Origin of the sequence: Pseudomonas fluorescens (assembly GCF_001902145.1) — a bacterium.
Lineage (GTDB): Bacteria > Pseudomonadota > Gammaproteobacteria > Pseudomonadales > Pseudomonadaceae > Aquipseudomonas > Aquipseudomonas fluorescens_BV.
Map to the genome: position 1 here is coordinate 186,060 of NZ_MRST01000017.1, position 19,839 is coordinate 205,898.

Consider the following 19,839-nt stretch of genomic DNA (forward strand, 5'->3'; position numbering starts at 1 on the left):
GCTCTTGCCCCACCACTCGGCACCTCGCTTAGGCTCGGTGTGCCCGAACGCAGGCTTGAATCCGTGGGCCGCCGCCACGCGCCATCCATGGCGCGGGGCGGCTAACCCGGCGTCCTGCCGGGTTACCCACGAATTCAAGCCTGCGTTCGGCCAGCGTGGTTTAACGGGGCGCCTGAGATCAAAAGCAGATCAAGAGCAAGATCAAAAGCGGCTCGCTTCGCATCGTGGTTACCTGTGGGCGGCACATTCGACATCTCTGTCGATTGAACGGCCGCCATCGCAGGCAAGCCAGCTCCCACAGGTTGACTGCGTTCAGCTGGCTGCCAGCGGCGGCGTACGCGGTGGGATCATCCGTTTGCTGCCGGTGGCTTCGAACGCCGAGGCAAAGCGCAACAGCGCCGAATCGTCATAGGCACGCCCGGCGAAGGTCAGCCCCACCGGCATGCCGATGTCCGCCATCACGCCCATTGGCACGGTGACGGTGGGCACGCCCAGGTGGCGGATGGCGAGGTTGCCGTTGGCGACCCACACGCCGTTGCTCCAGGCGATGTCGGCAGACGCTTCGTTTACATCGGCATCGGCCGGGCCTACGTCGGCCACGGTGGGGAACAGCACGGCGTCGAGCCCAAGGGTGTCCATCCAGTCTTCCAGGTCCAGCCGTCGGGTTCGCTCCAGGCCGCGCAGGCCATCGGGTACGGTGCCGATCTGGTCCCATGGCGTGATGCCGCGTTGGGCCATGCGTACGTATTCGTCCATGCCAGCGGCCAGGTCGTCTTCACGGTTGGGCAGGGTGCCGGGGTCGTGGGGGAAGATCTTCGGCCCGTCCACATCGGTCAGACGGTTCAGGTTCGGGTCGCCGTTGGCGCGCAGGAAGTCATCGAAAGCCCATGCAGACAGTTCCCACAGCTCGTCGTGGAGGAACTCCTTGGAAACCAGGCCACGGGTAAACACCGTCGGCGCGCCGGGGCGATCGCCTTCGCAGTTGGACACCAACGGGAAATCCACTTCGATCACTTCGGCACCGGCGGTTTCCAGTGCCTGGCGTGCGGCTTGCCACAGTTCGATCACCGTAGCGCGGGTGTGGATCTTTTGCCCGGTTGGGCCGCCGATACCGGGTTTTTCGCTGGTGCCAGCATCCGGGTCGGCGTTGATGTACATGCGCGGCACGCCAAAGCGCTTGCCGGCCAGGCTTTCGCTGTTGACTGCCAGGGCCGCGTAGGACGCCGGGCGCACAGAGGTGACGCTGGGGATCGGCACCCAGGGTTGCAGGCGCCACAGATCACCACGTGTGTCCGGGTCTTCGGCCACCACGACGTCGAGCACTTCCAGCAGGTCGGCCATGGTGCGCGCATAGGGCACCACCACGTCCATGGTCGGGGTCAGCGGCCAGTTGCCGCGCACCGAAATCACGCCACGGGACGGCGTGTAGGCACACAAGCCATTATTGGAGGCCGGGCCGCGACCGCTGGACCAGGTTTCTTCAGCCAGCCCGAACGCGGCAAAGCTGGCGGCGGTGGCGGTACCGGCACCGTTGGAGGAACCCGACGCAAACGGCGCGGTGAGGTAGTGGGCGTTGTAGGGGCTTTCGGCGCGACCGTACACGCCACGCTGCATACCGCCATTGGCCATCGGCGGCATGTTGGTCTTGCCCAGGCAGATGGCGCCGCCGGCACGCAGACGCTCAATGGTGAAGGCATCGCGCTGGGCCACCAGCTTGGCAAACGCCGGGCTGCCGGATGCAGCCGTCAACCCCTTGACCAGGTAACTGTCCTTGGCGGTGTAAGGAATGCCATCCAGCGGCCCCAGGGTTTGCCCCTTGGCGCGGCGTGCATCGGACGCCTGGGCTTCTTTGAGCGCTTCGGGATTGCGTACCACCACGGCGTTCAGCGCAGTGGCCGTCTGCGGGCCATCGTAGGCATCGATCCGCGCCAGGTACGCCTGCACCAGTTCAACCGCCGTGGTCTGGCCGGCTTCAAGCGCAGCGCGCAATTGGGCAATGGAGACTTCAGTAACTTGCATCACGTTTTTTTCGCCGCCTTCAAGTGGGGGTATGGCGGCAGTCTACGTACAGATATTTCACAAAACCAGCGCGGCATACTTCGCGTAGGCGGCGCGCAGGACATCTCGAGAAAGACGTCAGCAGGATTGCGAGCGGCAGCCTCTTGTCGCTAAGGTGGCCGCGCTGATTAACGTTGCACTTCAAGGAAGAGACCATGCAAAAACCTTATATCGCCCTGGCTGCCTTGCTGGGATTTACCGTCTATACCGTGGCGACCATGCTCACGGCCGAACAATCACTGCTGGCATTTGGATGGGAACTGATGTCCAGGCCAGATACGGCGCAGGTGGTGATTGACCTGTATCTGATGGCGGTGCTGGCGTGTGTGTGGATGTACCGGGATGCCCGTGGGCGAGGGCGCTCGCTGGCCTCTGTGTTGCCGTATTTTTTACTGACCGCAGTGTTTGTGTCGGTAGGGCCGTTGCTTTACATCGTGGTGAATGGATTTTTCCGTCGAACACTCAATTAAGTGTGTGTGGCAAGGGCCCAAGCTCCCTTGCCACGAGTAGCGCGCGGCCTGTCAGGGATTGAGGAACGCCTGGTAATTGTCCTTGGTGATCTGCTGATAAGGAATGGTCAGCTCCGCCGTGTACGGCTGCTGCTTGACCATCTTCACCGCCAGGTCGATGGAGCCCACTGCCTGGCCCTTGTTGTCCTGGTACACCGTGACCAGCAACTGGCCTTTTTTGACCGCGTCCAATCCGGCTGCGCCGCCGTCGCTGCCGGCCACCAGGATGTCCTTGCCCGGTTGCATGCCCGCCTGGCTGATAGCCATGGATGCGCCGATCGCCATTTCATCGGCATTCGCCGCCACGGCATCGATTTTGCGCCCGGATACGATCCAGTTGTTCATCAAGTCAATCGCCTTGCCGCGTTGCCATTCGGCGCTTTGCTCCTCGACGATCTTGATGTCGGGGTAGTCCTTGAGCACGGTCTTCACCCCCAACGTGCGGTTATGGGTGGCGTTGTTGGACAGCAGCCCGAGCATGATCGCCAGGTTGCCCTTGCCGCCCATTTTCTCGGCCAGGTAGCGCATCTGGATTTCGCCGGCCTTGATCTCGTCCGAGCCGACATAGCCCACGCCCGCTGGCACCTCATTGAACTCGGGGCGGCGGTTGACGTACACCAGCGGGATCTTGGCCTGCTGGGCATTGAGCGTCATCTTCTGGGTGGCGGCCGTGTCCACCGCGTTGACGATAATCGCGTCCATGCCTTGGGCGGTGAAGTTTTGCACCTGGTTGAGTTGGCGCACCACATCGCCCTGGGCGTCTTCGAATTGCAGGGTGACGTCGGGCAGTTCCCTGGCGTGGGCGGCCATGTAGTCGCGCATTTGTGCGAGGAATACGTCGTCCACCTGGGCGATGCTCACGCCGATGCGAATATCGGCCAGCGCCCAAGGGCTGAACGCCAGGACTAACAGTGCTGCAAGGAGTTGCTTCTTCATGGTTGTGCTCCGTTGTTTTTGTTGTTGTCAAAGCAGGGCGTTTCACGCTTGGCGTTTGGCCCGCAGCTGCGCCACGGCGGCGGCGAAGTCCGAGCACGGCCAGCGTTCGTCGAGGGCTTGCAGCATCAGCTGTTGCCCGGTTTGCGGGGCCAGGCCCTGCAAGGGTGGGTCGGTGTCGAGGTTGGTGGGGAAGGAATACCCGTCTGCGGTACAGGCGACCACGGCTTGGGCATCCAGGTTGGGGTTGGCGAGCAGCACCGGGTACACCGCCAGCATCATGCGGTCGCGGTCGATGGCTTCCATTGGCTTGCCGAATGCCGAGGATATTTGCAGCAGGTTGGCCATGCGCTGGCGGTCGGCCGTGCGGTTGGTGCCAGCGGCATGGAACAGCGCCGGGTTGAAGAACAGCAAGTCGCCCTTGTTCAGCGGCAATTGCACCGCGTGGTGCTGGAAGTAATCGATAAACTCCGTACGACGCCACGCCAGGTACCCCAAGGCGTACTGCTGGGAAAAGGGCAGCAGTTGGGTGGGGCCGGTTTCCAGCGGCATATCCGAGTGTGCGATAGCACCTTGCAACGTCAGATGTTGGGACAGCGCATGCAGCGGCAGCGGAAAACGTTCGACCACATCGTTGGTCTGGAAACCCAGGTGATAGTCACGGTGCGGCTGCTGCGCCTGGCCACCTGGATGCACCACATTGACTTGCGCCGTGACTTGAAAGCCCGGCCCCAACCAGGCTTCGGCGATCAACCCCAGCAGCGGGTTGGCGTAGTACTCGGCAAAGGACTCGGGGGACTGTAGGGCCGCCTTCTGCAGCGCGTTCCAGATCCTGCCATTGCTGCCAGCCTTGGCAAAGTGATCGGCGGCCACGCCTTGGGCGGCTTCATGGGCAAAGATCGCGTCGAAGACCTGGCTGTGGCGGTCCACCACTTCCAGGTCTTCATAGGCTTGGCGCACCACCATGACGCCGGGCCCGTCACGGAACAGGTGATGCAGTTCGTTCATGACGACCAGGCGGTCGCTGTTGCGCAAGGTGTGGGCTTGATAGATCGGTACATTGCCTTGTACCTCAAGGCACAGCGGGTAGTCGCTGGCGTGGGTGCGCTGTGCACAGATCCGGCTGAAGTCGGCCAGGCGCACCGCCTCGCCGGTCACGAAAGCCGACATCACGCACCTCCTGGCAGGCTCAGGGCCTGGTGAGGTTGCGGAGTGCTGCTGTCGGTGCAGCCGACCACACCTTGTTCCAGATCGATCACTGCGCCGCTCATCATTCCCGACTCAGCGGACAGCAGAAATGCCACGCTGCGCGCCACCTCTTCGGGCTTGAGCAGGCGCCCAAACGGTTGGGCGCGCTCGGCGTCGGCCAGCCAGCCGTCCTGGGCACCGTGGTACTGGCGCTGGATCTGATCCTCGTGGGGCGTGTCCATCCAGCCGATATTCAGGCCATTCACGCGGATGCGGTTGCGCAAGGCACTGAATGCGACGTTCTTGGTCAGGATCGCCAGCGCGCCCTTGGACGCCGCATAGGCACTCAAGAACGACTGTCCACCATGGCCGGTAACGCTCTGGATATTGACTACCGCACCCTCCACACTGTTGCTGATCATCAGCTTCAGTGCTTCCTGCATCAGGAAAAACGGCGCCCGCACATTCACCGCAAACAAGCGCTCGAACAGCTCCGGCGAGGTGTCGAGAATGGTGCCACGGTCGGACATGCCGGCGCAGTTCACCAAGCCGTGCAAGGTACCGAAATGGACGCGCGCCGCTTCGATGATTGCGCGGCAGTCCTCGACCTTTTCAAGGTCGGCCTCGACAAAAAATGCCTGGCAATCCAGCTGTGCCAGCAGCCGCACCTGCGCTTCGCCCTCGGCACGGCGACGCCCGCAAATAATCAGCCCGGCCGCACCCCGGCGAGCCAAGGTATGGGCCACCGCCGCGCCGAGGCCCTGGGTGCTGCCGGTCACGACAAAGTATTGGCCGCTGAACGAGGTCGCAAGATCGGTGTGGGGCATTAGGGTTCTCCTGGAATTTTTGTTGTTTTGCTGGCCCGGCTCGACGCCGGACACAACTGAGACTAGCATTGCAAAACCTCAGTAACGCCCAAAAAAGACCTCAAAAAAACCTCAGGCGAAACCCATGCTCGAACGTGCAAAACACTTTTCCATCAAGCAACTCGCCACCCAGGCTGGCGTCAGCAAGGCCACGGTGGACCGCGTGCTGCACCAGCGTGGCAGCGTGCACGCCCAGACCCGGCGGCGTATCGAGCAGGCGTTGGAGGAGTTGGAATCCCAGGAGAAAAATGGCTTGGCCGTGGGGCGCACCTTCCATGTGGACGTGATCATGCACACGCCCCAGCGTTTCAGCGCGGCGGTGCAGGCGGCGATCGTTGGCCAATTGGCCAGCCTGGCCCCGTTTCGCATCGCGCCACGTTTTCACCTGTTCGAGGAGATCGAGCCCCAGGCCATGCACGACCAACTGCTGCGCTGCCTCGACACGGGCAGCCAGGGTGTGGTGCTCAAGGCTGCGGATGAGCCGGCGGTGAACCTGGCCGTCAAGCAACTGATTGCGGCCGGCATTCCGGTGGTGACCTTGGTCACCGACCTGCCCCAAAGCGAGCGCATCGGCTATGTGGGCATGGACAATCGCACAGCCGGCCAGACCGCTGCCTACCTGATGTCGCGCTGGCTGCCGACCGATCCTCAGGACGTGGCGGTGGTGATTGGCAGCGAATTGTTCCGCGGCGAAGAAGAGCGCGAGATGGGTTTTCGCGCCTGGCTGCGTGGCCGCGCCGAGCACCTGCGGGTACTGGATATCAGCGGCGGCTACGGCGTGTATGAGCGCACCTTTGAACGAGTGACCCAAGCCTTGCACCAGCACCCCGGGCTGAAGGCGGTGTACAGCGTCGGCGGTGGCAACCGTGCAATTGTCGACGCGTTTGCCGCGCAAGACCGTTCATTGGAGGTATTCATCGGCCACGACCTTGACGAAGAAAACCGCCAACTGCTGCGCGAAGAAAAAGTCGCGGCGATCATTGATCACAACCTGCAGATCGATGCCCGCCACGTATTCCTGCACATCCTGCAATACCACCGGCTATGGAAGGCCGGGCCGATTGCGCCGTCACAGGTGCAGATCGTCACGCCGTTCAACCTGCCGGACTGAAGTGCTGAAACACCCTATCCAATAACAATCCAGGAGTTCGACCATGCTACGTATCGCCGTTCTAGGTGCCGGGCGCATCGCCAAGATCCACGCCGCCAACGTTGCCGCCCATCCTAATGCCACGCTGGTGCTGGTGGCCGACCCCTGGCGCGCAGGTGTCGATGCCTTGAGCACTCAGTTGGGATGCGAGGCCGCGTATGACTGCGCCGCCGTGCTGAGCCGCAAGGACATCGACGCGGTGGTGATCGGCACGCCCACCGACACCCATGTCGATCTGTTGCTGGCTGCGGTGGCCCAGGGCAAGGCGGTCCTCTGCGAAAAACCCATCGACCTGGATATCGCCAAGGCGCGCAGCGCGGCGCAAACCGTGGAGCGCCAGGGCGGCAAGGTAATGCTTGGCTTCAACCGGCGCTTCGACCCCGACATGCTGCGCCTGCGCCAGGCGCTGGATGCGGGCCAGATCGGTGCCGTGCGCCAGGTAATCATCACCAGTCGCGACCCTGGCCTGGCACCGCGTGACTACCTGGAACACTCCGGAGGGATCCTGCGCGACATGACCATCCATGACTTTGACACTGCTCGCCATTTGCTCGGCGAGGAACCCGTGGAAGTCAGCGCCTTCGCCAGCCGCCTGGTGGACCCGACCCTGGAGCAGATCGACGACTACGACAGCGTCATGGTCTTGCTACGCACCGCTTCGGGCAAACAATGCCATATCAACTGCTGCCGCCACGCGGTGTATGGCTACGACCAGCGCGTAGAGGTTTCCGGCGCCAGCGGCGTGTTGCTGACCGACAATCACCGGCCCAGCACCTTGCGCCATTGGAGTGCTGATCACACCGAAGCGCTGGAGCCGCTGCAGCACTTTTTCCTTGAGCGTTACGCGGATGCATATCGCAATGAGCTGACGCAGTTCATCGATGCGCTGAACGAGGGGCGCGAGTTGCCCACCAGTATGCGCGATGGTTTGTATGCGTTGCATCTGGCTGATTGTGCGCTGGAGTCAGTGAGGACCGGGCGCAGTGTGAAGGTCAGTCATGACCTGTAGGAGCGAGGGGGACGCCTAGTTCTTGCTTGCGAAAAACGTCAACGATAACGCGTGCTTCCTGGATAAACGCGGCGCTTGTTAGTTTTTCGCGAGCAAGCTCGCTCCTACAGAAGGTGATGACGGCTTACGATCAAACGCCTTTGGTCGACGGCAGCAGTACCGTCAGGATGCCCACCAGCGGCAGGAACGAGCACAGTTTGTACACGTACTCGATGCCGTGGTGATCAGCGAGCATCCCGAGCAGTGCTGCGCCGATCCCGCTGAAGCCGAACATCAGGCCGAAGAATATCCCGGCGATCATGCCGACATTGCCCGGTACCAATTCCTGGGCAAACACCACGATGGCCGAGAACGCCGAGGCGATGATAAAGCCGATGACCACGCTGAGTACGGCGGTCCAGAACAGGTCGACGTAGGGCAGGGCCAGGGTGAACGGTGCGGCGCCGAGGATGGAGAACCAGATGACTTTCTTGCGGCCGATCTTGTCGCCGATCGGGCCGCCGGCGAAGGTGCCCACGGCAACCGCGCCGAGGAACAGGAACAGGTACATCTGCGAGCTGGCTACTGACAGCTGGAATTTTTCGATCAGGTAGAAGGTGAAGTAGCTGGTCAGGCTGGTCATGTACCAGTATTTGGAGAACACCAGCACGGCCAATACCACCAGGGCGAAGGTCACGCGGCCTTTGGACAAGCCATGGGTCGCCTGGCTGCCTTGCTTGAGCTTGAACAGGTTCAGGTGGTGGCGGTACCAGCGGCTCAAGCCGTAGAGCACCAGGATGGCGAACACCGCAAACAGCCCGAACCAGGCGATGTGACTTTGACCGTAGGGAATGATGATCGCCGCCGCCAGCAACGGGCCGAAGGCGCTGCCGGTGTTGCCGCCGACCTGGAAGGTGGATTGCGCCAGGCCGTAGCGCCCACCGGAGGCCAGGCGGGCCACGCGGGACGTTTCCGGGTGGAAGGTCGACGAGCCCACACCCACCAGCGCCGCCGCGAGCAATATCGCCGGGAAGTTGCCGACAAAGGCCAGCATCAAGATGCCGATCAAGGTGCACACCATGCCCGCCGGCAATAGCCAGGGTTTGGGGTAGCGGTCGGTGTGGTAGCCGATCCACGGTTGCAGCAGAGACGCGGTCAACTGGAAGGTCAGGGTGATCAGGCCGACCTGGGTGAAGCTCAGGCCGTAGTTGGCCTTGAGCATCGGGTAGATCGACGGCAGCACAGCCTGGATCAAGTCATTGATCAGATGCGCCAGGGCACAGGCGCCCAGGACGCGCATGACTAAGGGGCTTACTTGCGGGCTGGTCGAAGGTGCGGCGGGTGACGCTGTGAGTGTGGACATGCGGGCATTCCGTACAAGGCAGCTGACAGGCGTGGAGGCGGGCGGCGGTGATGTGAACCGCCACTCCATCTGAACTCGGCGTTTATGCTAGATTCAGCGCCAATGCCTGTCTCGCGCAATTCGGGCAGAAACCATCGCAAAAAGGGCGAAATGATCAAATCACTGGATAAATTTCTGCGAGAAATCGATGAGGGCGACTGGGCCGTCATCAGCTCGGCCACCGATTACCCCGAAAACTGGGTGATCCCCGAACACAGCCACAACAAGCACCAACTGCTGTACGCCATCGGCGGTGTGATGGTGGTGTACTCGGCCTTGAGGCAATGGACGGTGCCGCCCAATCGTGGCTTCTGGATGCCTTGCGGTCAAGTTCACTCACTGCGCTGCGTGGGTACGCTGCAGATGCGCAGCGTATTTGTGCGCCCGGGCAGCTTTCCCAACGTGCCCTGCGAGCCCAAGACAGTGACGGTTTCGCCGTTGCTGAGTGAGCTGATCAAGGCCTCGGTGAGCTTGAAGCCGCCGTATGCCGAGGATTCACGCGACGCGCGGATCATGCACCTGATTCTTGACGAACTGGCCATCCTGCCGGCCTTGCCGCTGTCGCTGCCCCAGCCTGCCGACCCGCGCCTGCGCCCGATTTGCCTGGCGTTACAGGATGAACCGAGTGATGGCTCCACCGTCGCCGACTGGAGTGCGCGGTTGGGGTTGGATCAAACCACCATCCAGCGCCTGTTCCGCAAGGAAACCGGCATGACCTTCGGCCAATGGCGCCAGCAGGCGCGGCTGCTGCTGGCGCTGGAACGCATTGCGGTGGGGGAGAAGATCATCGATGTGGCGTTTGAGTTGGGCTATGAAAGCCCCAGCGCTTTTACCAGCATGTTCAAGAAACAGTTTGGCAAAACGCCGAGTCATTTTTTCAAGTAGCGCCGCTCGCCATCAACGACAGCGTGGACACCTCGACCGGGTCACGCCTTCCAGGAGCGGGCACAGGCCGCGACCACGCACAGTCAGGTTATTAATTGATGCGCGGGTGTTGCTGCACCAGGTTTTCCCGCTTGCTCTGCAGCGCGGCAATCTCGGCGTCGATGTCTTCGATTCTCTGCTCGATATTGTCGTGATGCTCCTGCAGCAGCTCCTTGGCTTCTTCCATGTCGGAAGCCGCCGGAGCCGCGCCACGCAGAGGCTTGTTGGCGGTTTCCTTCATGGTCAGGCCCGTGATCAGGCCGACTACCGCGAACACCATCAGGTAATAGGCGGGCATGTACAGGTTGTTGGTGCTCTCCACCAGCCAGGCCACAGCGGTGGGCGTGACACCGGCGATCAGTACCGACACGTTGAAGGCGCTGGCCAGGGCGCTGTAGCGCAGGTGGGTCGGGAACATCGCCGGCAAGGTCGAAGCCATCACGCCGATAAAGAAGTTCAGCACCACCGCCAGGATCAACAGGCCACTGAAAATCAGGCCGGTCTTGCCGCTGGTGATCAGCATGAAGGCCGGGATCGACAGGAACAGCAGGCCGATGCTGCCGGCGATGATGAACGGCCTGCGGCCGATCTTGTCGCTGACAAAGCCAATGAACGGCTGCACGAACAACATGCCGACCATGATCGCGATGATGATCAGCACGCCGCTGTTTTCGGCATAGTGCAGGTTGTGGGACAGGTAGCTCGGCATGTAGGTGAGCAGCATGTAGTAGGTCACGTTGGTGGCCGCGACGATACCGATGCAGGTCAGCAGGCTGCGCCAGTGCTTGGTGGCGATTTCCTTGAACGAGACTTTAGGGCCGTGGCTCAAGCCTTCGCGGTCACCCTGCTCGAGTTTGTCGACATGCTGTTGAAAGGCTGGAGTCTCTTCCAGTGCGTGGCGCAGGTACAGGCCGATGATGCCCAGGGGCAGGGCGAGGAAGAACGGCAGGCGCCAGCCCCAGGCCTCGAATTCTGCTTCACCGAGCACGGTGGAGATCAACACCACCACACCCGCGCCGAGCACGAAGCCGGCGATGGAGCCGAAGTCCAGCCAGCTGCCAAGGAAGCCGCGCTTGCGGTCCGGGGCGTATTCAGCCACGAAAATCGACGCGCCGGTGTACTCGCCGCCCACCGAGAAACCCTGGGCCATTTTGCACAGCAGCAACAGGATCGGGGCCCAGATGCCAATGGAGGCATAGCCGGGGATCAAGCCGATGGCAAAGGTGCTCAAGGACATGATCACGATGGTGGCGGCCAGGACTTTTTGCCGCCCGTACTTATCGCCCAGTGCGCCGAAGAACAGGCCGCCCAGCGGGCGAATCAGGAAAGGTACGGAGAAGGTGGCCAGCGCTGCGATCATCTGGACGCTGGGGGAGGCGCCGGGAAAGAACACCTTGCCCAGCACATAGGCGACAAAGCCATAGACGCCAAAGTCGAACCATTCCATGGCATTGCCAAGTGCGGCGGCGGTGATCGCCTTGCGCATCTTGCTGTCGTCGACAATGGTGATGTCTTTCAATCCGATGGGTTTGACGCGTTTTTTACGTAGTTTCATGCGGGCCACTCAAAAGCTGAACAGGGGAGGTGCCATCGCAACGATGGCACCGCTCTGTCAGTTCAGATACAAGTGGACACGAAATAATTCACCGCTTTGTGTATTTTTTCTCACATGGGATGAAACGTTCGGTTTTCGAGGCCTATGCATAACTAGCGGCAAAACAGATCAAATGTGGGAGTTGTCGAGCTGCGGCGAGGCTGCGAAGGCGGCGGTACTGTTGGCATTTTGTGTTGCCTGACCCACCGCCATCGCGGCCTCGCTAAAGCTCGTGCGCTCCCACAGGGGTTGTCATTGTCAGTCAGGCAAACAGGGAAGTCATTCATATGCCAAGCAGCTATTCACGCCTCACCTACCGCCAACCACGGCCTGCAGACGTTCAGCGATTGTTCGCGATCTTCGGCGATCCACAGACCAACTTGTTCAATCCTGCCGGGCCGCTGCCCAACCTGGGTGCGGCACAACGGCTATTGGATCACTGGCTGCAACAATGGGCCTCCCAGGGCTACGGCTGGTGGGCGATTGCCCGCAAAGAGACCCCCGAACACATCATCGGCTTTGGCGGCATTGCGCCACTTGACTACCTGACGCAGCGGCGCATCAACCTTGGTTATCGCCTGGCCGTCGAGGCGTGGGGGCAGGGGTATGCCACTGAGCTGGGTCGTGACGCCCTGGCGCTGGCGTTCGACACCCTATCTTTACCGGAAGTCTTCGGCCTGGTGCGGCCCGATCACGCCGCGTCGATCCGCGTACTTGAGAAACTCGGCATGCAACGCTTTGGCCTGCTCGACGATGTACCCGGCCAAGCGCCCAGCGCGGTTCTCAGGGTTTGTCATCCTATAACCGCACAGCCCTGATATTTTCATATTTCAGATATAACGTAGATAAACGGCAATCTTTGCGATTGACACCCCGTGGGTGTCCCGATATAAAACTTGCAGTTGTACGATGACATATGACGTTACATGTGTCCTACCTAACAAAAATAAAAAGTGATGCCATGAATCTGAACGAGCCCATCAGTGCCCTTCGTGTCGGCCAGGCGGTCGGCAGCTATCGCTGGACGATCTGCGCGATGTTGTTTTTCGCGACCACGGTCAATTACCTCGACCGCCAGGTGCTCAGCCTGTTGGCACCGCAACTGTCAACGCAGTTTGGCTGGAGCAACAGCGATTACGCCAACATCGCGGCGGTGTTCCAGTTTGTCTACGCCATTTCCATGCTGTTTGCCGGGCGCTTCGTCGACAGGATCGGCACCAAGGCCGCCTATGTGGTAGCAATTGGTATCTGGTCCACTGGCGCGATCATGCATGCGTTTTCGGTGCCGATGGGCGAGGGCATCGCAGCCGTCAGTGGTGCCATTGGCCTGGCGGTGATCCCGGTGTCGATTGCCGGTTTCATGCTCTCACGGGCGGTGTTGGCGATTGGCGAAGCGGGTAACTTCCCGATTGCGATCAAGGCCACTGCCGAATATTTCCCCAAGAAAGAACGCTCCCTGGCCACCGGCATCTTCAACTCCGGGGCCAATGTCGGCGCGATCCTGGCGCCGATCTGCGTCCCCTTGATTGCCGGCTTGTGGGGGTGGGAAGCCGCTTTTATAGTCATCGGCATGCTGGGATTTGTATGGGTAGCCATCTGGGCTACCGTGTACGAAAAACCGGAACAGCAAAAACGCCTGTCACCTGAAGAGCTGGCCTACATCCGCAGCGACCAGACCGTACAACCGTTCGGCCCAGTGCCAGCGGACACCGCTGCGAAGAAAGTCTCCTGGTTCAAGCTGTTGACCTACCGCCAGACCTGGGCGTTTGCCTTCGGCAAGTTCATGACCGACGGGGTGTGGTGGTTTTTCCTGTTCTGGCTGCCCACCTACCTGTCTGCCCAATACGGCATGAAAGGCGCCGATATCGTGATGCCGCTGGCGGTGCTGTACAGCATGACCATGGTCGGCAGTATTGGCGGCGGCTGGTTCCCCAGCTACTTCATGGCGCGCGGCGATGCCCCCTATGACGGGCGTATGAAAGCCATGCTGGTGATTGCGCTGTTCCCGCTGGTGGTGTTGCTGGCGCAGCCGTTGGGTTACCTCAGCTTCTGGGTGCCGGTGTTGCTGATCGGTGTGGGCGCTTCGGCACACCAGGCGTGGTCATGCAACATTTTCACCACCGTGTCCGATATGTTCCCGCAGAAAACCGTGGCCTCGGTGGTCGGCATTGGCGGCATGGCCGGTGGCCTGGGTGGCGTGCTCATGACCAAGATCGGTGGCTGGGTGTTCGACTATTACAAGTCCATCAACGACATCCATACCGGCTACATGATCATGTTTGCCATCTGCGCCCTGGCTTACCTGGTGGCCTGGAGCGTGATGAAGACGCTGGTGCCGCGCCACAAGGAAATCACTGATCTGTAACGATACGAACCGCCATGACCACGCCTACGAGCACGGCAGCCAAGCCCACGGCTTCCAGTGGTGTCGGCCAGCGCTGGTGAAAGCCTAGGCCGAGCAGGCTGGCGAAGATTGATTCCAGAGCAATCAATTGGCCGCTCAGTACCATGGGCAGGCGCCGCGTTGCTGCGTTCCAGGCCCAGGCGCCGACCACCGTGGACATTACGGCGATGCCCAGGCTCCAGGTATACAGCGGCCATGCCTGGCTCCAAGCCGCGCCAAGGGTCGGCAACCGGAACAAGCCCAGCGCGTATAGCCACGGCAGCAGACACACAGCCGCGCCCCCTGCGCCTACCAGCATCAGGGCAGTCCACAGGCCGGTTGCGCTGGCTGGCAGGCGCCCCAGTTGCTTTTGATTGATGACGCTGAACCCCAGCCACAAAGCCACTGCGCCCAGGGAGAAGCACAACCCCGCCAGCCAGGACCCGGTGCCGGAGGCGGGCAGGTGGAGGCTGCTGACCGTGGCCAGCAACAGCCCCACCGTGAGGCAGGACAGCGGCATCACCAACTGGCGCCATTGCAGGATCTTGTGACTGGCGTTGCCTATCAACGCCAGTAGCACCGGAACCATCCCGACAAACGCTGGCGTCAGCACCGGCCCGCCGAACATCACACCGCCAGCAATGCACACGCCATAACCCAGGCAACCCAGTGCGCCAAGTGCTGCCGCGAGCACGCACTGGCCGGTGCTGAGTACACTCAATTGCGCCCTGCACACCATCATCCAGACGAGACCCAGCCCACCGGCCATCAGAAACCGTACGGCCATCAAGTCGTAGAGGCTGTAGACGCCCGTGACGTAGGGCGCAATGAAGTTCAGCGCCCAGCCCAGGGTGGCGACAACGGCAAATATCACACCGGTAAAGAGTGAGGCGCGGGCGGTGGTCATCAGGCTGATCCATGAAGTGAGGGATTCATGGTGCCCAGCGCTGCGGCTATGCTACAAACGAGTTTTCGGCCTTGGATGCATAACCACAGATTATGAATGCACTTGGCAAAACCTTACCGCCTCTGGCCAGCCTCTTGCCGTTTGAAGCGGCGGCGCGCCTGGAGAGTTTCTCCAAGGCGGCCGATGAATTGCACATCACTCAGGCAGCGGTCAGTCGGCAGATCCGCGGGCTGGAAGACAACCTGGGGGTCAAGCTGTTTTGTCGGCGCAACCGTGGGGTGTTCCTGACGCAAGAAGGGCGTGAGCTGGAGCGGGTGGTCAGCCAGGCCTTGCACAGCATCAGTGAAGGCGCGGTCAGCCTGAGAACATCGCCGCAGCGCAATCGCGTGGTACTGCTGTGCCAGCTATGCGAGGCGTTCTATTGGTTGATGCCGCGCCTGGCGACCTTCCACCAGCAATACCCGCAGATCGAGATCCAGGTGGTGACCTGTACGCGGCCGATTACGCAATTCGACGGGCATTTCGATGTGGCCCTGCAAAGTACCCGGCGCGCCAGTGGCAGCCATACGCTGATGTTCACCGCCTCCGACGAGGTGTTCCCGGTGTGCAGCCCCGGCTACCTCTGCCCGGAAAAACCGTTAGCGCTGACTGAATTACAGCCCTGCACATTTCTGCACCACAGCGCCGAGCCTCCGCACTTGATGGAATGGGATGAGTGGCTGCAGATGTTCGGCCACACGTTGGCCAGGGATGCACGCAGTGCCACCTTCGACAGCTACCCGCTGATGTTGCAGGCCGCCGTGGAAGGATACGGTATCGCCATGGGGTGGCGTCGTACCGCAAGCCGGCTGATTGAGAGTGGGGCGCTGGTGCGGCCCTGCGCAGAAAGCGTGTTTTTGCCCGAGGCTATTTCGGTCTACAGGCAGCAAGGGGCGGGCAGTCGGGAGGAGGTCGCGGCGTTGTTGGCCTGGCTTGACGCACAATTGCAGAGTGACGGCTGACAGGGGCGTCGCTGCCCCTGTCATCTGCGGTTATTGGTTACGCGTGACGCGCCAAATAGTATTGGCCAAGTCGTCGGCAATGATCAGCGCGCCCTTGGGGTCTACCGTCACCCCCACCGGACGCCCACGGGTCTTGCCGTCGTCGTCGCGAAAGCCGGTGGCAAAGTCGATGGGTTCGCCCGCCGGCTTGCCGTTGCTGAACGGTACGAAGATCACTTTGTAGCCCACTGGGTTGTCACGGTTCCAACTGCCGTGCTCGCCGACAAACGCGCCGTCAGCGAATTTTTCACCCATGGCAGGGATGGAAAAATCCACGCCCAACGCGGCCACATGGGAGCCCAGGCTGTAATCGGGCTTGATCGCCGCAGCCACCTTGGCCGGGTTCTGCGGTTGTGCGCGGGGGTCGACGTTCTGGCCCCAGTAGCTGTAGGGCCAGCCGTAGAAGGCCCCTTCGCGCACGGACGTCAGGTAGTCCGGCACCAGGTCGGGGCCGAGTTCATCGCGCTCGTTGACCACTGTCCACAGTTGCCCGGAGCCCGGTTGGATGGTCAGCGCCGTCGGGTTGCGCAGGCCCGTGGCGTAGGGTTTGTGTGCACCGGTGGCGGCATCGATCTGCCAGACCATAGCGCGGTCGATCTCCACTTCCATGCCGCGTTCGGTGACGTTGCTGTTGGAACCGATGCCCACATACAGATGACGCCCGTCCTCACTCACAGCCAATGACTTGGTCCAGTGATGGTTGATCTGCGCCGGCAGGTCGGTGACTTTGACGGGCGGGGCGCTGGCCTTGGTCTGGCCGTCGGCGTAGTCAAAGCGTACCAGTGCGTCCTGGTTGGCCACATACAGTTTGCCGTCGGCGAATGCCAGCCCGTAGGGGGCGTTGAGGTTGTCGGCGAATACCGTCTTGAGTTCATAGGTGCCGTCACCGTCGGCGTCACGCAGCAGCGTAATGCGGTTGCCGCCCTTGACCTTGGTGTTGCCCTGGGCCTTGATCACACTGGCGATCACGTCCTTGGGCTTGAGCTTGGCCGCACTGCCGCCACGGCCTTCGGCCACCAGGATATCGCCGTTGGGCAGCACCAGGGTCTGGCGCGGGATCGCAAGGTCGGTGGCGATGGCGGTGACGCTGTAGCCTTCGGGTACCTTGGGCTTTTGATCGCCCCACGGCGTGGGCTCGGCAATCTTCATGCTCGGCAACAGGCTGCTTTGTTGTTCGGGCAGCTTGGGGTCAGGGCCGCGCGCCTGGGTCTTGTCACCTTCGCCGCCACAGGCACTCAGCAACAGGGCGGCGCTGAGCAGGGTCAGTGTGTTGAGTGGTTTCATCGGGCAGCTCCTGAGCGCAGGTTGGTCAAGCCGATCCAGGTCGCGACAAGCGCCAGCACGGTGACGATCGCCGACAGCACCAGGCCAGCAGGCATCATGGCGTAGGCATCCTTGGCATGTTGAAAGGCGTTCACCAGCCCCAGCACCCAAGTGCCCAGCACCAGCAGGAAGTACGCCACCGGGCGTCCGCCCTTGTGTTCGGCGCGCACCAGGTTGACCAGTGCAAACAGCAGGGCAAAACCACAGAACACCAGCGCCCCGGCGATCAGCCAGGAGGCAAAATTGGCCCATTGAATCTGGTAGGTCTGGCCGTAGGCGATATCACTGAGCAAGGCCCCGAGAAACAACGGCACGGTGCCGGCAAGCAAAGTCCCGTGCAACGGCCCAGGCCTGACGACGGGGTAAGTGGGGAGGGTAGTCATGTCGGTGGCGGCTCCTTATCGTTGGGCACCCTGGACTCAGGGCGCGCTGACTTCGCATAGGAAAGGAGCCTGTCACTTGTAAGAAAGTTCACTGGAAGGGCGTGTCGAGATGTTTTTCCAACAGGATTCAGTTGATGTGTTTACGACGGTTGCGACATGACGCATCCTCCCGCGCTCGACATTAGGAAATGCTTTATGCCCACCCTACAACCCGCGGGCATCGATGCCGACGGCTATATCCTCACCGTCGCCGATGCGCCTATACAGCCCGAGTTCCAGCCCGTGCTGACGGATGTCTGCGCAACTCTGTCCCAGGCGCAGTTCGGTCTGGAGGGTATTTATCTGTATGGCAGCGTTGCAAGGGGCGAGGGCGAGGTCGGGATTTCTGACCTTGACCTTTCGCTCATATTGATCGAACCACCGGATACGCTAGTGCTTGAGCAGTTGGAGTCGACCCGACTCGCCTTGGAGCACCGGCATCCGCACGTCACCAAGATCGACTTCGATATCGGCCACCGCGCCCAGGTGTTGGCGCCCGAGAACCGAAACAGTTGGGGCTTCTGGCTCAAACATCATTGCCGCTGTATCTGGGGCGAAGACCTGTCACTGCACTTCGAAGCGTTTCGCCCGTCCCGTGCCATCACCTTGGCCGTCAATGGCGATTTTGAACAGGTGCTCGCGGCGTACCTGGTGCGCATCGAACAGGCCGGCACTGAGCACGCACGCCATCGCCTACAGCGGGAAGCGTCGCGGGCCTTGATCCGCGCCACCCACACCCTGCGGACGGAAGACGCGCAACTCTGGCCGCAAACCCTGGAAGACTACGTCGGGCTGTTTTGTCAGCTTTACCCGAACATGCGCGTGCAAATCGCCTACTTCCTGTTTGAAGCGCGCAACCCGAGCGCCGAGGGCGAGGCATTCACTACACGCCTACGGGCGTTTCTGAGCTGGATGGTTTCGGCCCTTATAGAAAGGAATCAATCAGATGCGTGAACGCAAAGCCGCACGATTACTGGTCATAAACCCTGCACAGCAAGTGTTGCTGTTTCGCTTCGTGCATAACGACGGCGCCCTGGCCGGCCAGGATTACTGGGCCACGCCCGGCGGTGGCGTGGAGGCAGGGGAGACCTTTCACAGCGCTGCGATTCGTGAGTTGCGCGAAGAGACTGGGATCACGGTGAGCAGCGTCGGGGAATGTGTAGCAGAGCGCAACGTGACCTTGATGCTGCCCTGCGGCGAAACGGTGCTGGCGGTTGAGCGGTACTTCGTTGTGCATGCGCCCAGCGATGCGTTATCCAGGGCCGAGTGGACGGTACAGGAGACCCAGGTGATGGCGGATCATCGCTGGTGGTCGGCACAGGCGCTGCGCGCGACGAGCGATACGGTATGGCCGCAGGCGTTGCCGCAAATGCTGCAGGATGCCGGGGTGTTTTAACCGTTCAGGCCTGCAAGCGGCCGTCACCGTGCGTTTGCCTGATGCAGGTCTGCCTTTTTTATTGATGACTGGCCAGGATTTCGCTCGTCTGGAACACCCTTGCATAGTCCATCGCCAAGTTACTGAGCGACAACGCATGCACATCTTCTGCGACCCACAGGCGCCCCGACAAGTCGGTTTGATCGAAGGTAAAACACGCATCCGCCGCCACGATCACGTCGAACCCCAGGTTGCCGCCCGAGCGTGCGGTGGATTCCACTGAGTTGTTGGTGATGACCCCGACGATCACCAACTGCTGGATCGAGCGCAGGTGCAGCCAGCGCTCCAGGCCCGTGGCGCTGAATGCATCCGGTACGTTTTTTTCCACCACATGCTCGTGGGCCAGGGGGTGCAGCGCATCCTGGAACTCACAGCCGGGCTGGCCTGGCCGGAACACCGAAGCGGCAGAGCGGGAGATATGCCGCACATGAATGATCGGGCGTTGCGCCTGGCGCCAGGCATTGAGCAATTGCTGTATGCGCAGCTCGGCGTTCGGGTTGTTGCGGCGGCCTAGTGTGGGATCGGCCATGCCTTTTTGCATATCGATGATCAACAATGCGGCGTTCGTCGCTATCGGTTCCATGGCCTGTCCTGGCAGAGGTGAACATTATCTAACTGGCGCAATGCGGTGAAAATGTGGGAGCGGGCTTGCTCGCGAATGCGGTCTATCAGTGACTCATTTATCAACTGACAGCATGCATTCGCGAGCAAGCCCGC

Annotated in this window: 19 protein-coding genes; 9 read left to right on the forward strand and 10 right to left on the reverse strand. The window is 61.4% G+C overall.

Annotated features, from left to right (window positions below; genetic code table 11):
• Window positions 1-312 precede the first annotated feature (312 nt).
• Entirely contained in the window at window positions 313-2,022 is a 1,710-nt protein-coding gene (locus BUE92_RS04950) for an amidase (RefSeq protein WP_073522257.1), read from the reverse strand.
• A gap of 191 nt (window positions 2,023-2,213) precedes the next feature.
• Between BUE92_RS04950 and BUE92_RS04955 the strand changes: the two genes are divergently transcribed.
• A complete protein-coding gene (locus BUE92_RS04955) occupies window positions 2,214-2,528 on the forward strand; it encodes a DUF2834 domain-containing protein (RefSeq protein WP_073522258.1) in 315 nt (104 codons plus the stop codon).
• Window positions 2,529-2,579: 51 nt separating this feature from the next.
• Here BUE92_RS04955 and BUE92_RS04960 read toward each other — a convergent pair whose 3' ends face one another.
• Genes BUE92_RS04960 through BUE92_RS04970 form a run of 3 tightly spaced genes read right to left on the reverse strand, consistent with a single transcriptional unit; the run spans window position 2,580 to window position 5,515 of the window.
• Complete coding sequence (locus BUE92_RS04960) at window positions 2,580-3,503, reverse strand: sugar ABC transporter substrate-binding protein (protein ID WP_073522259.1); 924 nt, start codon at window positions 3,501-3,503, stop codon at window positions 2,580-2,582.
• A gap of 42 nt (window positions 3,504-3,545) precedes the next feature.
• Window positions 3,546-4,670 (reverse strand): phytanoyl-CoA dioxygenase family protein, encoded by a 1,125-nt coding sequence (locus BUE92_RS04965; RefSeq protein ID WP_073522260.1) that lies wholly within the window; start codon window positions 4,668-4,670, stop codon window positions 3,546-3,548.
• Complete coding sequence (locus BUE92_RS04970; RefSeq protein ID WP_073522262.1) at window positions 4,670-5,515, reverse strand: SDR family oxidoreductase; 846 nt, start codon at window positions 5,513-5,515, stop codon at window positions 4,670-4,672. The genes BUE92_RS04965 and BUE92_RS04970 overlap by 1 nt, the downstream gene beginning before the upstream one ends.
• Before the next feature lie 124 nt (window positions 5,516-5,639).
• On the opposite strand from BUE92_RS04970, the gene BUE92_RS04975 reads away from it, so the two are divergent.
• Window positions 5,640-6,665 carry a LacI family DNA-binding transcriptional regulator gene (locus BUE92_RS04975; RefSeq protein ID WP_073522264.1) on the forward strand — a complete coding sequence of 342 codons (1,026 nt, stop codon included), beginning with the start codon at window positions 5,640-5,642 and terminating at the stop codon, window positions 6,663-6,665.
• Between the two features lie 43 nt (window positions 6,666-6,708).
• Window positions 6,709-7,713 carry an inositol 2-dehydrogenase gene (gene iolG, locus BUE92_RS04980; RefSeq protein WP_073522266.1) on the forward strand — a complete coding sequence of 335 codons (1,005 nt, stop codon included), beginning with the start codon at window positions 6,709-6,711 and terminating at the stop codon, window positions 7,711-7,713.
• 130 nt (window positions 7,714-7,843) lie between these two features.
• On the opposite strand, the gene BUE92_RS04985 is transcribed toward iolG, so the two are convergent.
• Window positions 7,844-9,055, reverse strand: coding sequence for an MFS transporter (locus tag BUE92_RS04985; protein WP_073522268.1), 1,212 nt, complete (start codon window positions 9,053-9,055; stop codon window positions 7,844-7,846).
• Between the two features lie 102 nt (window positions 9,056-9,157).
• Between BUE92_RS04985 and BUE92_RS04990 the strand changes: the two genes are divergently transcribed.
• Window positions 9,158-9,979 carry an AraC family transcriptional regulator gene (locus BUE92_RS04990; RefSeq protein ID WP_073522269.1) on the forward strand — a complete coding sequence of 274 codons (822 nt, stop codon included), beginning with the start codon at window positions 9,158-9,160 and terminating at the stop codon, window positions 9,977-9,979.
• 91 nt (window positions 9,980-10,070) lie between these two features.
• Here the strand turns inward: BUE92_RS04990 and proP are convergent, their stop codons facing one another.
• A complete protein-coding gene (gene proP / locus BUE92_RS04995; protein WP_073522271.1) occupies window positions 10,071-11,573 on the reverse strand; it encodes a glycine betaine/L-proline transporter ProP in 1,503 nt (500 codons plus the stop codon).
• Between the two features lie 326 nt (window positions 11,574-11,899).
• Here proP and BUE92_RS05000 point away from each other — a divergent pair, with 326 nt between their 5' ends.
• Together BUE92_RS05000 and BUE92_RS05005 are read left to right on the forward strand one after the other, a co-directional pair.
• Entirely contained in the window at window positions 11,900-12,430 is a 531-nt protein-coding gene (locus tag BUE92_RS05000; protein ID WP_073522273.1) for a GNAT family N-acetyltransferase, read from the forward strand.
• A gap of 143 nt (window positions 12,431-12,573) precedes the next feature.
• Complete coding sequence (locus BUE92_RS05005) at window positions 12,574-13,977, forward strand: MFS transporter (protein ID WP_073522275.1); 1,404 nt, start codon at window positions 12,574-12,576, stop codon at window positions 13,975-13,977.
• Here BUE92_RS05005 and BUE92_RS05010 read toward each other — a convergent pair.
• A complete protein-coding gene (locus tag BUE92_RS05010) occupies window positions 13,964-14,902 on the reverse strand; it encodes a DMT family transporter (RefSeq protein ID WP_073522276.1) in 939 nt (312 codons plus the stop codon). The two genes, BUE92_RS05005 and BUE92_RS05010, sit on opposite strands and share 14 nt — an antisense overlap.
• A gap of 92 nt (window positions 14,903-14,994) precedes the next feature.
• Between BUE92_RS05010 and BUE92_RS05015 the strand changes: the two genes are divergently transcribed.
• Window positions 14,995-15,903 carry a LysR substrate-binding domain-containing protein gene (locus BUE92_RS05015; protein ID WP_073522277.1) on the forward strand — a complete coding sequence of 303 codons (909 nt, stop codon included), beginning with the start codon at window positions 14,995-14,997 and terminating at the stop codon, window positions 15,901-15,903.
• Between the two features lie 30 nt (window positions 15,904-15,933).
• Here the strand turns inward: BUE92_RS05015 and BUE92_RS05020 are convergent, their stop codons facing one another.
• Window positions 15,934-17,226, reverse strand: coding sequence for a PQQ-dependent sugar dehydrogenase (locus BUE92_RS05020; RefSeq protein WP_073522278.1), 1,293 nt, complete (start codon window positions 17,224-17,226; stop codon window positions 15,934-15,936).
• Entirely contained in the window at window positions 17,223-17,648 is a 426-nt protein-coding gene (locus tag BUE92_RS05025; protein WP_073522279.1) for a DUF2231 domain-containing protein, read from the reverse strand. The genes BUE92_RS05020 and BUE92_RS05025 overlap by 4 nt, the downstream gene beginning before the upstream one ends.
• 195 nt (window positions 17,649-17,843) lie before the next feature.
• Here BUE92_RS05025 and BUE92_RS05030 point away from each other — a divergent pair, with 195 nt between their 5' ends.
• Together BUE92_RS05030 and BUE92_RS05035 are read left to right on the forward strand one after the other, a co-directional pair.
• On the forward strand, window positions 17,844-18,641 hold the full coding sequence (locus BUE92_RS05030) for a nucleotidyltransferase domain-containing protein (RefSeq protein WP_073522280.1): 798 nt from the start codon (window positions 17,844-17,846) through the stop codon (window positions 18,639-18,641).
• Window positions 18,634-19,083, forward strand: a complete 450-nt coding sequence (locus tag BUE92_RS05035) for an NUDIX hydrolase (protein WP_073522281.1) — start codon at window positions 18,634-18,636, stop codon at window positions 19,081-19,083. The genes BUE92_RS05030 and BUE92_RS05035 overlap by 8 nt, the downstream gene beginning before the upstream one ends.
• A gap of 58 nt (window positions 19,084-19,141) precedes the next feature.
• Here BUE92_RS05035 and BUE92_RS05040 read toward each other — a convergent pair whose 3' ends face one another.
• Window positions 19,142-19,705: a cysteine hydrolase family protein gene (locus tag BUE92_RS05040; protein ID WP_073522282.1), complete on the reverse strand. Its 564-nt coding sequence runs from the start codon at window positions 19,703-19,705 to the stop codon at window positions 19,142-19,144.
• Window positions 19,706-19,839: the final 134 nt, after the last annotated feature.

What these genes read in the sequence shown, in the direction of transcription:
- BUE92_RS05030 (WP_073522280.1), top strand. Translation starts at nt 17,844, where the DNA reads ATGCCCACCCTACAACCCGCGGGCATCGATGCCGACGGCTATATCCTC.
- BUE92_RS04990 (WP_073522269.1), top strand. Translation starts at nt 9,158, where the DNA reads ATGCCTGTCTCGCGCAATTCGGGCAGAAACCATCGCAAAAAGGGCGAA.
- BUE92_RS05015 (WP_073522277.1), top strand. Translation starts at nt 14,995, where the DNA reads ATGAATGCACTTGGCAAAACCTTACCGCCTCTGGCCAGCCTCTTGCCG.
- BUE92_RS04970 (WP_073522262.1), bottom strand. Translation starts at nt 5,515, where the DNA reads ATGCCCCACACCGATCTTGCGACCTCGTTCAGCGGCCAATACTTTGTC.
- BUE92_RS04975 (WP_073522264.1), top strand. Translation starts at nt 5,640, where the DNA reads ATGCTCGAACGTGCAAAACACTTTTCCATCAAGCAACTCGCCACCCAG.
- BUE92_RS05005 (WP_073522275.1), top strand. Translation starts at nt 12,574, where the DNA reads ATGAATCTGAACGAGCCCATCAGTGCCCTTCGTGTCGGCCAGGCGGTC.
- proP (WP_073522271.1), bottom strand. Translation starts at nt 11,573, where the DNA reads ATGAAACTACGTAAAAAACGCGTCAAACCCATCGGATTGAAAGACATC.
- iolG (WP_073522266.1), top strand. Translation starts at nt 6,709, where the DNA reads ATGCTACGTATCGCCGTTCTAGGTGCCGGGCGCATCGCCAAGATCCAC.
- BUE92_RS05025 (WP_073522279.1), bottom strand. Translation starts at nt 17,648, where the DNA reads ATGACTACCCTCCCCACTTACCCCGTCGTCAGGCCTGGGCCGTTGCAC.
- BUE92_RS05020 (WP_073522278.1), bottom strand. Translation starts at nt 17,226, where the DNA reads ATGAAACCACTCAACACACTGACCCTGCTCAGCGCCGCCCTGTTGCTG.
- BUE92_RS04960 (WP_073522259.1), bottom strand. Translation starts at nt 3,503, where the DNA reads ATGAAGAAGCAACTCCTTGCAGCACTGTTAGTCCTGGCGTTCAGCCCT.
- BUE92_RS04985 (WP_073522268.1), bottom strand. Translation starts at nt 9,055, where the DNA reads ATGTCCACACTCACAGCGTCACCCGCCGCACCTTCGACCAGCCCGCAA.
- BUE92_RS04965 (WP_073522260.1), bottom strand. Translation starts at nt 4,670, where the DNA reads ATGTCGGCTTTCGTGACCGGCGAGGCGGTGCGCCTGGCCGACTTCAGC.
- BUE92_RS05000 (WP_073522273.1), top strand. Translation starts at nt 11,900, where the DNA reads ATGCCAAGCAGCTATTCACGCCTCACCTACCGCCAACCACGGCCTGCA.
- BUE92_RS05010 (WP_073522276.1), bottom strand. Translation starts at nt 14,902, where the DNA reads ATGACCACCGCCCGCGCCTCACTCTTTACCGGTGTGATATTTGCCGTT.
- BUE92_RS05040 (WP_073522282.1), bottom strand. Translation starts at nt 19,705, where the DNA reads ATGGAACCGATAGCGACGAACGCCGCATTGTTGATCATCGATATGCAA.
- BUE92_RS04955 (WP_073522258.1), top strand. Translation starts at nt 2,214, where the DNA reads ATGCAAAAACCTTATATCGCCCTGGCTGCCTTGCTGGGATTTACCGTC.
- BUE92_RS05035 (WP_073522281.1), top strand. Translation starts at nt 18,634, where the DNA reads ATGCGTGAACGCAAAGCCGCACGATTACTGGTCATAAACCCTGCACAG.